The following is a 12,396-nucleotide window of genomic DNA, read 5'->3' as shown; positions in this document are numbered from 1 at the left end:
AGCGGAAAGCGAAGAGGGCCCGTCCCCGCGAGGCAGGGACAGGCCCTCGCCGCGTCACTTGTTGATCTTGGTGACGCGACCGGCGCCGACGGTGCGGCCACCCTCGCGGATCGCGAAGCGCAGACCTTCGTCCATCGCGATCGGCTGGATCAGCTGCACCTTCATCTCGGTGTTGTCGCCCGGCATGACCATCTCGGTGCCCTCCGGGAGGGTCACCACACCGGTCACGTCGGTGGTCCGGAAGTAGAACTGCGGACGGTAGTTGTTGAAGAACGGCGTGTGCCGCCCGCCCTCGTCCTTGGACAGGATGTAGACCTGCGCGTCGAACTCGGTGTGCGGGGTGGTGGTGCCGGGCTTCACGACGACCATGCCGCGCTCCACCTCTTCGCGCTTGACACCGCGAATCAGCAGACCGACGTTGTCACCCGCCTGGCCCTCGTCGAGCAGCTTGCGGAACATCTCGACGCCGGTGACGGTGGTCTTGATCGGCTTCTCCTTGATGCCGACCATCTCCACCTCCTCGTTCACCTTGATGACACCGCGCTCGATGCGGCCGGTGACCACGGTGCCGCGACCGGTGATGGAGAAGACGTCCTCGATGGGCATCAGGAACGGCTTCTCGATCTCGCGGACCGGGTCCGGGACGTTCTCGTCAACCGCGTCCATCAACTCGATGATCTTGGCGCCCCACTCGGCGTCGCCCTCCAGCGCCTTCAGCGCCGAAACGCGCACGACCGGCACGTCGTCACCCGGGAACTCCTGGGCCGACAGCAGCTCGCGGACCTCCATCTCGACGAGTTCGAGGATTTCCTCGTCGTCGACCATGTCGGCCTTGTTCAGCGCCACCAGGATGTAGGGCACACCGACCTGGCGGGCCAGCAGCACGTGCTCACGGGTCTGCGGCATCGGGCCGTCGGTCGCCGCGACCACCAGGATCGCGCCGTCCATCTGCGCCGCACCGGTGATCATGTTCTTCACGTAGTCGGCGTGACCGGGAGCGTCGACGTGGGCGTAGTGACGCTTCTCGGTCTGGTACTCGACGTGCGCGATCTGGATCGTGATGCCGCGCTCTTTTTCCTCCGGCGCCTTGTCGATCTCGTCGAACGGCGTGAACGGGTTCAGCTCCGGGTACTTGTCGTGCAGCACCTTGGTGATGGCCGCCGTGAGCGTGGTCTTGCCGTGGTCAACGTGACCGATGGTCCCGATGTTGACGTGCGGCTTGTCCCTCTCGAACTTCGCCTTCGCCACTGGATTGTCCTCCTGGACTTGTTAACTTTCCGCCGTACGACTTGTTGTGCCAGGCGGAGTCCTGTCGGGTAGGTGACGAGCGGGCCCCGGTCCCGAAAGGGCACTGCCCTGGCGGGGGCGGCCCGTCCGCCGCCGAACTGGAGGGGATTGCTCCCCGGTCGCCTTCGCGAGGCGTTGCCTCGTGCTCGGTCCCGGACCAACCCGCGACCGAGCAGGGGTCACTCGCCCGTTGCCTTGGCGATGATCTCCTTAGCCACGTTCGCCGGAACCTCGGCGTAGGAGTCGAACACCATCGAGTAGTTGGCTCGACCCTGGGTCTTGGACCGCAGGTCGCCGACATACCCGAACATCTCCGACAGCGGCACGAGAGCCTTGACGACGCGGGTACCGCTGCGCTCCTCCATGGCCTGGATCTGGCCACGGCGGGAGTTCAGGTCGCCGATGACATCGCCCATGTAGTCCTCGGGCGTGGTCACCTCGACCGCCATCAACGGTTCGAGCAGCACCGGAGACGCCTTGGCGGCGGCTTCCTTGAGCGCCATCGAACCCGCGACCTTGAAGGCCATTTCCGAGGAGTCGACCTCGTGGTACTGGCCGTCGAGCAAGGTCACCTTCACGCCGACCAGCGGATAACCGGCCAGCACGCCGTACTGCATGGCGTCCTGCGCGCCCTGGTCCACCGACGGGATGTACTCCCGCGGGATTCGCCCACCGGTGACCTTGTTCTCGAACTCGTAGGTAGCGCTGTCGGACGTCTGCTCGATCGGTGCAAGCCCGATGATCACGCGCGCGAACTGACCGGAACCACCGGTCTGCTTCTTGTGCGTGTACTCGTACTTGTCGATCGTGCGGCGAATCGTCTCGCGGTAGGCCACCTGCGGCTTACCGATGTTCGCCTCGACCTTGAAGTCGCTCTTCATCCGGTTGACCAGCACTTCGAGGTGCAGCTCGCCCATGCCGCCGATGATGGTCTGCCCGGTCTCGTCGTCGAGGTGGACCTTGAAGGTCGGGTCCTCTTCGGCGAGCTTCTGGATGGCCGTGGACAGCTTCTCCTGGTCGGCCTTCGTCTTGGGCTCGATGGCCACCTCGATGACCGGCTCCGGGAAGGTCATCGACTCCAGCACGATCGGGTTCGCCGGGTCGCACAGGGTGTCACCGGTCGTGGTGTCCTTCAGGCCGATCACCGCGTAGATGTGGCCCGCCTGGATCTCGTCGACCGGGTTCTCCTTGTTGGAGTGCATCTGGAACATCTTCCCGATGCGCTCCTTGCGCTCCTTGGTCGAGTTGATGACCTGGGTGCCCGCGGCCACCTTGCCGGAGTAGACCCGGAGGTAGGTGAGCTTGCCGAAGAACGGGTGCACCGAGATCTTCGAGACCAGCGCGGCGAACGGCTCGTCGACGCTGGGCTTGCGCTCGGCGGGGGTCTCGCCGTCGGGCAGCAGGCCCTGCACCGGCGGGACGTCCAGCGGCGACGGCAGGTAGTCCACCACCGCGTCCAACATCGGCTGGACGCCCTTGTTCTTGAACGCCGTGCCGCACAGCACCGGGAATGCCTCGCGGCCGATGGTGAGCTTGCGGACACCGGCCTTGATCTGCTCTTCGGTCAGCTCCTCGCCGCCGAAGTACGCCTCCATCAGCTCTTCATCGGATTCCGCGACCGCTTCGACCAGCTTCTCGCGGTACTCCGCGGCCCGGTCGGCGAGATCGGCCGGGATGTCCTCGACCTCGTAGTCCTCGCCCTTCTTGACCTCACCGCGCCAGGTCAGCGCCTTCATCCGGACCAAGTCGACGACACCCTGGAAGTCGGACTCGGAACCGATCGGCAGCTGCAGCACCAGCGGCCGGGCGTTGAGGCGTTCCTCGATCGTCCGGACCGTGTAGTAGAAGTCCGCGCCCAGCTTGTCCATCTTGTTGACGAAGCAGATGCGCGGCACGTCGTACTTGTCCGCCTGCCGCCAGACCTGCTCGGACTGCGGTTCGACACCTTCCTTGCCGTCGAACACCGCGACCGCGCCGTCCAGGACGCGCAGCGACCGCTCCACCTCGACCGTGAAGTCGACGTGGCCAGGGGTGTCGATGATGTTGATCTGGGTGTCGCCCCAGAAGGTCGTGGTAGCAGCCGAGGTAATGGTGATACCCCGCTTCTGCTCCTCTTCCATCCAGTCCATCGTCGCGGCGCCGTCGTGCACCTCGCCGATCTTGTACGTGATCCCCGTGTAGAAGAGGATCCGCTCGGTCGTGGTGGTCTTGCCCGCATCGATGTGGGCCATGATGCCGATGTTTCGGACCTTGGTCAGGTCAGTCAGCACGTCGCGTGCCACGAGTTTCTTCCCCGTTCCCTAACAGCAGGTGCAAGTCCCATAGACAGGTGCAAGCTGTCGAATCGGTGCGCCGAGGCGGGCAAGAGCCGACCCCGACGTCACCAGCGGTAGTGCGCGAAGGCCTTGTTGGACTCCGCCATCTTGTGCGTGTCTTCACGCTTCTTGACGCTCGCCCCGAGACCGTTGCTCGCGTCCAGCAGTTCGTTCATCAAGCGCTCGACCATGGTCTTCTCGCGACGCTGCCGGGAGTAGCTGACCAGCCAGCGCAGCGCGAGGGTGGTGGATCGACCGGCACGCACCTCGATCGGCACCTGGTAGGTCGCGCCACCAACGCGGCGGCTGCGCACCTCCAGCGTCGGCTTCACGTTGTCCAGGGCACGCTTGAGCGTGACGACCGGATCGGTGCTGGTCTTCTCCCGGCAGCCTTCCAACGCCGCGTAAACGATCCGCTCGGCCAGCGAACGCTTGCCGTCCACGAGGACCTTGTTCACCAGCTGCGTGACCAGCGGCGAGCCGTACACGGGGTCAGCGTGCAGCGGCCGCTTTGGGGCCGGACCCTTGCGGGGCATCAGCTCTTCTCCTTCTTCGCGCCGTACCGGCTGCGAGCCTGCTTGCGGTTCTTGACGCCCTGGGTGTCAGCGGAACCGCGGATGATCTTGTAGCGCACGCCCGGGAGGTCCTTCACACGGCCGCCACGAACGAGCACGATCGAGTGCTCCTGCAGGTTGTGGCCCTCACCCGGGATGTAGGCCGTGACCTCGATACCGCTGGTCAGCTTCACGCGGGCGACCTTGCGCAGTGCCGAGTTGGGCTTCTTCGGGGTGGTGGTGTACACGCGGGTGCACACGCCACGCCGCTGCGGGCTCCCCTTGAGCGCCGCGGTCTTGGTCTTCGCGACCTTGTCCTGGCGGCCCTTACGGACCAGCTGCTGGATGGTGGGCATGGACCGGCTTTCTGTCAGCGTTCGCGTCTTCTGGTACTCGACCAAGCGGCGCTCGTTCGAGCTTCGGCGTGCCCTGGCGTCGAGCACCTGTCAGGCACTGTGTTTCCGGACTCCTCCCGCACCACGAGGTCGGGCGTGTCGCCCGCTCCTCGACCTTTCGGCGCCGATGCGCCCCAATGGGAACGACCCCAGAGGGTTCTTGAGAGGAGTTTCCACACATCCTCGGCGCTGGCGCGGCCGACCGGCCACGTCATGCACGGGCATGCGGATCGACCCGATTGGTGTCGGGTCCGATAAACAAAGATACCTGCCCCGTTCTCAGAGGGTCAAAACGGGGTCCCTCTTGACCTGCCCGATCACCCGGCGCTGCCGCTGCGCCACCTTTGAGTGCGAGCTCACGTCATCCTGTAGCGACACTCTACCCATCATGACAAGGCCGTCCCGCCAGTCGAGACCGATCACACCCCAGGCCACACCGCGATCCACCGGGTGCGGATCGCCGTCCGGGCGATCCGGGATTCCCCGGGGTCGGCGAGGTGCCTGTCACACCTCGGCGAGCCAGCCTTCGGCGACGAGGGTTTGGAGGTCGTTCGGCAGCACGAAGGCGGTGCCGCCGCCGACCTGGCCGAAGTCGGGTTTGACCACGCCCGAGACCACCTGGAAGCCGCTGAGCACCCGGTATCGGCGGTAGTCGCCAGGCGGCTGCTGCGGTGGGACGGACCGCTGCGGCAGAGTCGTCCCGGCCACGAAGACGGTGTTGCCGGTCGGCTCGCCGAACCGGTCGACCTCGTCACCAACCCGCAGGTCCACGAGGAACTTGCTGTCGTATGCGGCCAGCGGCGCCTCGCCGGGCAACGGCGCGAAGGGGCATTCGAAGTCCTGCAGCGGCTCGTCGGGAGCGCGCAGGAACCGCGTGCGGGTCAGCGCCATCGCACCGATGAGCTGCGCGGCGGCGGCGAACGGGTCCGGGAACCGGGACTTGTTCCTGATCTCACCCTCGTCCACGCAGAACACCGACCACCAGCCGTCCGCGTCGCGCAGCATGCTCCAACCACCTTCGAAGGCGGCCTCGAAGCTGTAGAAACGGGTGCTCATGCCCATCGCGCCGATGAATCCCCTGGCCAACTCGATGGCTTCGGCGGGCTTGAACGCTTCGAGGTGGTCGGCGTCGGCACCCAGCACGAGCGCCTTGGCCTCGGCGGCGGCGCGGTCGGCGACCACCTCCGGCGGCCGGTGGCCGGTGCGCCGGATGTGGTCGAGGAAGTCGCGCGGCGGTGCGATGTCGTGCACTTCCAGGTAGTAGGCCAGCGCCAACGGCCACACCCAGGTGCCGTCGGTGTGGAACTGCTTGGGCACCTCCGGCGGGCGCTGCGGGTCCACTTCGTCGGTCGAGGTGCCGTGCGCGGTCAGCAGGATCTCGCCACCGTGCAGGTAGTCGAGGACCATCCGCTTCTCCGCCCACGGCAGCGCGGGCCGGTAGGCCGCGGCACGGTCGTCGACGTGGACGTCGAAGACCTGGGCCATTCGCACCGGTTCGGGCTGCGCGGCGGTGTCGCGGTTGTTCGCGAAGTGCGACCAAGCCGCCTCGAACAGCCACTCCGGCGCCTCGGAGCGAGGGAAGTAGCGCAATTCTTCGTAGTAGGCGCGCTGGTCGTCGGCGCGGGTCCACTGTGGTGCGTCGTACCCGGTCCGGAAGTCCGCGCCCGCCTCGTTGATGCGGAAGCTCGCGGTGGTCCACGCCCCGGTCTCCGGGTGGTACGCCACGTTGCGCAGGCGGCGCAGCGCGTCGACGACGTCCTGGGTCGGGATCCACGGGTGTTCGGACTCGGTGGTGACCGTCGCGGTGATCTCGATGCGGGTGCCCAGCGCGGTGCAGTTCACCTGGGCCTCGCGCCAACCTTCCGGGAGCGCGGACGCCACCGCGTCCTGCAGCGTGCGGGTCAGGTCGCGAAACTGCGCGGACCGGTCCGGCAGGTGGCCGAAGGCGGCGCGGGCCGGGAACTGCGGGTGCACCGAGCAGGCTTCGTCCTGCTGCGCGAAGAGCACCGCCGTGACCTGGTCGAGCGGGACCGGCCCGCTGCCTTCCACGTGCACCCCGTCGCCTTCGAGGTGGTGCAGCAGCCGGTACTCGCCGTCGACCAGACCGAAGGTCTCCGCGATGGGCGTACCGAGGATCACCTGTTCTCCCCCTCGAACGTTTCGGTGTGGACGACACCGTTGATCCGCCTGGGCGCTGGTTTGGGCGCCGGGAATTCCAGGCTGGGCTCGGCACCCGCGGGCGCCGACACGGATGACCACTGTGGACGGATCGGGTATCGCTCGTTCCAGTCCTCGTCGGTCGGCGGCTCGACCGCGGCCTGGCCCGGCTGGAAGGCGCCCCGTCCGAACTCCGCCACGCAGTCCAACGCCACCTGCTCAACGACGTCGCGCAGTTCCAACTCGGCCAGCCAGTCGACCGGGAGGGCCCCGACGCCCAGCAGCGCACCGACGATGTTGCCGCAGATCGCGCCGGTCGAGTCGCTGTCGCCGTCGTGGTGCACGGCGATCCGCAGCGCCAGTTCGACGTCCTCACCGCCGACCAGCGCCGCGCACACCGCGATGGCCAGCGCCTCGTCCCCGACCCAGCCACCACCCAACTGCTCGGCGATCTGCTGCGGCGTCGGCACACCCGCACCGGCGAGGTGCACGGCGGCCTTCAGCATCGCGCTGGTCTCGTCGTGGTCCGCCCAGGTTTCGAGGACCTGCAGGGCCAGCCACACGCCGTCGTCGAGGCTGCGACCCAGCAACGCCTGCTGGACGATCACCGCGAGCGCACCGGCGGAGTGGTAACCGGCGGGGTGGCTGTGGGTCAGCGCAGCGGTGCGGGCGGCGAGCCGGAACACCACGGCCGGATCGGTGGCCCACAGCGCGACGGGCGCGGCGCGCATCACGCCACCGCACCCCTTGGAGTCGTTGATCCGCTCGGTGAACGACCCGGCCGGGTGGCCGTCGCCGAAGCGGGACAGCGCGCGGAACACGGTCTTGCCGGGCGCGCGGGTCTTGAACAGGCCCGGCACCTCGATCAGCCAGCCGTCCGGCGCGGGGTAGTCGGCGAGGAACGGACCGGCGGCGGCATCCCACTCGACGCCCTGCGTGTGCAGCCAGCGCTGGTAGGCCAACTGCACCTCGGGCAGCGGGTCCTCGTTCCCGAGCATCCGGTTGGCGACGCTGCCGCGGATCATGCCTTCGGCGGTGAACAGCGTCATCTGGGTGTCGTCGGTGATGGCTCCGTGCACGCCGTATGCCTCGCGCAGACCGCTCGGGCCGTCGGCGCCGAAGCGCGCGGTGATCTCCTCAGCGGTCTTGAACTCCAGGTCCGCGCCGAGCGCGTCGCCGAGAGCGCCGCCGAGGAAGCATCCGAGCACCCGCTCCGTCAGCGACGGAGCGCCGTCGCCGGGGCCCTCCGCCTTGGCGTGCTCGCCGCGCACGATCGGCGGTACCGCCGGGGCTGGCTCCAGCGACTGCGGCTCGGCCTCGGCCGCTTCGGTGTCCGCTAGGAGTTCTCCCCTGATTTCGGGCTGTTCGCCGATCTCCAACGCCTCGGCCGCAACGGCGTCCACCGCGCTGCCTCCCGGCAGGACGGTGTCGGTCTCCGGCTCGACTTCGTCGTGATCGGACCGCGTTCGTTCGGCGTCGGCACTGGCCGGAGCCTCCAACTCGACGTCTTCGGGCTCCGGGCCGAAATCGGCCGGTTCGAGGTCGATCGGTGATCGCGGGGGCGGCTCCAGGTCGACGGGCTCGCGCTCGGCCATCGGCTGCGTCGGGAGCCGTAGGGCCGAAACCGGTTCAGCGGTCGCGACCGGCGGCTCGACGTCGGGTGGAGCATCGACCAACGCGGCCGCAACGATCTCCTCGGGCACGAACTCCTCTGGTGCCACGGGATTTTCCGGCGCTTCGCCAGCGATCGGATCAGCGATGTCGTCCGCCTCGACGAACGCCGCTTCCGCCACCGGCATCTGCGGCTCGACCACGGGATCCTGGACTGGGAACTCCGGCTCAGCCGCTGCGGGAGCGTCCACGGGCGGCGCCCATTCCGGCTCGACCACCGGATCCGCGACCGGCAACTCCGATTCGACCGCTGCGGGAGCGTCCACGGGCGGCGCCCATTCCGGCTCGACCACGGGACCCGCGACCGGCAACTCCGATTCGACCGCTGCGGGAGCGTCCACCGACGGCGCCCATTCCGGCTCGACCGGAAAGTCCCGCACCTGCTGCCATTCCGGCTCGACGGCCTCCGGCTGCCCCGGCGCGTCCGCCGTTGGGAAGACCGCAGTGGTTTCGGACGACCGCAGGCGCGGCACCGGGATGGGACCAGTGCTCGACGGATCGGCGACCTCGAATTCCACTGGCTCCGCCGGGGTTTCGGCGCGGGCCGCCGGGAACGTCGGCGCACCGATGCCGTGCGGCGGGGTGTCGGCGGCGGGGTCCGGTTCCGGTTCGGCCTTGATGGCTGGCAGCACCATGGTCTGCTCCGCAGCGCCTTCGACGGTGTTCGGCGCACCCGCGATCAGCTCGCGCGGACCGCCGAACTGCCGGGCGTTGGGCACGTACCGCTGCATCCACTGCGGCGGCTTCGGTGGCGCGAAGGCCACGGTCACGTCCTGGCAGAGCGTCTCGATGATCTCGCCGAGTTCGAGCTCGTCGAGCCACTGCGGGGGAATCCCGCCCGGCCCGTAGATGGCCCCGGCGAGTTGCCCGGCCAGCGCTCCGGTCACGGCGCTGTCGCTGGAGTGGTTGACCGCCATGATCACGGCGTCGGTGAAGTTGTTGGTGGCGGCGACCGCGGCCAACGCGATCCCCAGGTCGCCCGGTCCGCCCCGGGTGTCGAACTCGATGTCCAGTTGGGCGGGGCTCGGACGGCGCCCGCCGTTGGTGGCGAACATCGCCGCGTGCGCGGTGCGCAGCGCGCCGTGCGGCGAGGCGCTGCTGGTGAAGGCGCGCTGCGCCTGCCACGCTTCGACTGCTGCCCACAGCCCGTGCCCGAGCAGGAGTTGGGCGAGCACATCGGCGTGCAGTTCGGTCGCGGTGACGGTGCCGCTGTCCTTGGTCAACAGCGCCGCGGTCGTCCTGGCGTCCAGATCGACGATGCTGAGGTCCTGACTCCACAGCGCCAGCGGCGCGGTCCACGCGATGCAGTCGCTCATGCCTTGGGGGATGGGCGCTTCGGGGGTCGACTGGTAGGTCTCCGGGAAGGCCGGGCGGTGCACGAGGCCGCCGAGGCCGAGAAGCGCCGCACCGCCGGGATTCCGGGTGGAGTACAACTCGGGGCGCTGCAACAGCCAACCGGTCGGCTCGCTCGGCGCGTACTTGGACATCGCGTACGCCCACGGCACGCCCTGGGTGTGCAGCCAGGCCAGGTGGTTGGCCTCGATCGCCTGCACGGCCGACCGCTCGCCCATCGCCCTGGCGCGCAACAGGGCTTCGAGGGTGAACACCGTCAGCTGGGTCAGATCGGTGACCGCACCGCGCCGCCCGTAGACCGGCAGGTAGTCGACGACACCGCGCGGCCCGAACCACTGCTGGATCTCGGCGCTGGTCAGGTGGCGGACGCCAGCGCCGAGCGCGTCCCCGACGGCTCCGCCGAGCATCGCGCCGCGGAATCGGTCGGCCCAGCTCAGCGGCGAGCCCGGTTGGGCGTCGGTCATCGCGATGTCTCCCTCGTGGTCACCAGGCGGGGTAGCGCCGGGTCCAACCCGGATCGGTGGGCGGTCCGGGGCTGAACTCGACGAGCGCGTCCTTGGCCAACGTCTCGACCAACTCGCGCAGTTCCAGGGTTGCCAACCACTCCGGCGGAATGGCCCGCGTCCCGTACCGCGCCCCTGCAATGTTGCCGCACACGATCCCGGTGGAATCCGAGTCCCCCGAGTGGTTCACCGACAGCAACAGCGCGTCCCGCAGGTTATCCGTGGCCAGCGCGGCGTAGAGGCCGATCGCGAGAGCCTCCTCGCCGACCCAACCTTCACCGAGGGTGTCCTTGAGCTCCTCCGGGCTGACCGGGCCCTGCTTCGCGAGTTCCACGGCTGCGTCGAGGATCCGCAGCTGCTCCTCGTGCCCGCGCCACCGGATCAGCAGTTCGCGCGCCATCCGCACGCTTTCCGGCAGCGACACGTCCCGGATGAGCTGGTGCACGATCACCGCGAGCACCCCGGCGGACAGGTAGCCGCTGGGGTGGCTGTGCGTCAGGGCGGCGGTGCCGACGGCGGCGGCGAAGACCTCGGCCGGGTCGTTGGACCACACCGCCACCGGGGCGGCGCGCATGACCCCACCGCACCCCTTGGAGTCGTTGATCCTGAACTGCGGGTTGGCGTGCTGGTGCGTCTGCGCGAATTTGGCCAGCGCGGACATGCAGGTACTGCCCGGAGCCCGAGCGCTGAACAGCTCCGGGTTCGTGATCAACCACCCGTCGGGCTGTTGGAGGTGCTGCGTGTAAGGGCCACCGGCCCGCTCCCAGGGCTGGTTCTGCGTGTGGAACCACCGCTGGTAGGCGTGCTGCACCTCGGGAACCGGATCGTTGTCGGTCGGCTCGATCCGCCGAGCGACGTGCGCCCGGATGAGCCCTTCGAGGGTGAACAGCATCATCTGCGTGTCATCGGAGATCTGAGCGACCCCGTCCCGGCGCACCGGCTCGGTGAGCCCGGCCGCGCCGTGGTCCTGCCGGATCATCCCGATGTCGTGGAACTCGATGGCGTAGCCGAGAGCGTCACCCATCGCCCCGGCGATCATCGACCCCAAGAACCGCTCGTGCGCGTCGAGCGGCGGGGTGGCAGGAGCCGAGTGCGCGCGGGATGGCTGAGTCGTTGCGTCCTTTGCGTCCGACGCAACCGGATAGCGTTTCAGCCACTCCACGCTTTCCGGGGGTTCCGGACCGAATTCCCTGGTGGCATCCCTGGTCAGCACACCGAGCAACTGGGCCAGTGGCGCTTCGGCGAGTTGTTCGTCCGGCAGGCGGTGGCCCGCCGAGACGAGACCGATCAGCCCGGCATGCAGGGCTCCGGCAATGGAGGAACCGCCGCAGTCCTGCGCAATCCGTCGAAGCACCGGAAAGAACTCACGTTCCGCGAAGGGCGCGGCGAGAATCCGGGCGAGCACTCCGAATGCCGACGACGGTGGGCCGAAAGCGCTCACCTCGGACAGCGAGATGTTTCCAGCGTGCGCAACGATGCTTTCATGGACCTGGTTGATCATGTCCACGATCGGGGCCGCTGCCGACAACTCGCCGACCATGCTTTGTGCGGCATCGAGCGCGCGGAGCTGGTTCGAACCAGCGAGAAGCTGATGCGTGAACACCGCGAGCGCCGCAGCCGAAGCCTGGTCCAGCGGCTCTCGGTTGAACTGCGCAACGATCTGCACGGCCAAATCCCGGACAACACCGACCTCTGGGCTCCACAACGCCACGATCGGCGCCACCAGCAAGCAGGCAGCTTCGCTCGGTTTCCCGAGAAACCCGGACCGACTCCGATCCGGGATAGCCGAACCAGCCGGAATCAGCAGCCTCCGGAGGCAATCGTCGAGGAACCCGCCGTCGGCCTGCTCCGGAGTGCTTCCGGCCGCCACGTGTTCCCGCCACCCGAGCAACCGCTGATTGGCCTTGTCGATCTCGCGGACCGGATCGGTCTCGCCCGTCAGCCTACGACGTACATGGGCCCGGATCAGCCCATCGAGGGTGAACAGCGCCAGACCAAGATCGCCGGGGACTCCTTCCAGGGCAGCAGGTGTCGGCTCGCGCTCGGCCCGCACCAACCACTCGCCCAGGCCCAGACCGACACCGAACCCCATAACGGCATCCGACGCCCGCCGGAAGAGGTCTGCCCGCACGTTCAGCGCAGTGTCGGGCCGCACACCGAG

At 68.4% G+C, this 12,396-nt stretch carries 7 protein-coding genes; all 7 read right to left on the bottom strand.

The window, feature by feature from the left end; all coding sequences use genetic code 11:
- Positions 1 to 54: 54 nt before the first annotated feature.
- A complete protein-coding gene (gene tuf, locus MOQ72_RS06790) occupies positions 55 to 1,248 on the bottom strand; it encodes an elongation factor Tu (RefSeq protein ID WP_242181247.1) in 1,194 nt (397 codons plus the stop codon).
- A 218-nt stretch (positions 1,249 to 1,466) separates the two neighbouring features.
- Entirely contained in the window at positions 1,467 to 3,569 is a 2,103-nt protein-coding gene (gene fusA / locus MOQ72_RS06785; RefSeq protein ID WP_242181246.1) for an elongation factor G, read from the bottom strand.
- A gap of 98 nt (positions 3,570 to 3,667) precedes the next feature.
- Entirely contained in the window at positions 3,668 to 4,138 is a 471-nt protein-coding gene (rpsG, locus tag MOQ72_RS06780; RefSeq protein ID WP_242181245.1) for a 30S ribosomal protein S7, read from the bottom strand.
- On the bottom strand, positions 4,138 to 4,512 hold the full coding sequence (gene rpsL, locus MOQ72_RS06775) for a 30S ribosomal protein S12 (RefSeq protein ID WP_009948619.1): 375 nt from the start codon (positions 4,510 to 4,512) through the stop codon (positions 4,138 to 4,140). The genes rpsG and rpsL overlap by 1 nt, the downstream gene beginning before the upstream one ends.
- A 543-nt stretch (positions 4,513 to 5,055) precedes the next feature.
- Entirely contained in the window at positions 5,056 to 6,690 is a 1,635-nt protein-coding gene (locus MOQ72_RS45110; protein ID WP_242181244.1) for a TNT domain-containing protein, read from the bottom strand.
- Entirely contained in the window at positions 6,687 to 10,196 is a 3,510-nt protein-coding gene (locus tag MOQ72_RS06765) for an ADP-ribosylglycohydrolase family protein (protein WP_242181242.1), read from the bottom strand. The genes MOQ72_RS45110 and MOQ72_RS06765 overlap by 4 nt, the downstream gene beginning before the upstream one ends.
- A 19-nt stretch (positions 10,197 to 10,215) precedes the next feature.
- On the bottom strand, positions 10,216 to 12,390 hold the full coding sequence (locus MOQ72_RS06760) for an ADP-ribosylglycohydrolase family protein (protein WP_242181240.1): 2,175 nt from the start codon (positions 12,388 to 12,390) through the stop codon (positions 10,216 to 10,218).
- Between the last annotated feature and the right edge of the window lie 6 nt (positions 12,391 to 12,396).

Source organism: Saccharopolyspora soli (assembly GCF_022678645.1).
Taxonomy (GTDB): domain Bacteria; phylum Actinomycetota; class Actinomycetes; order Mycobacteriales; family Pseudonocardiaceae; genus Saccharopolyspora; species Saccharopolyspora soli.
This window is presented reverse-complemented; position numbering and strand designations above follow the sequence as displayed.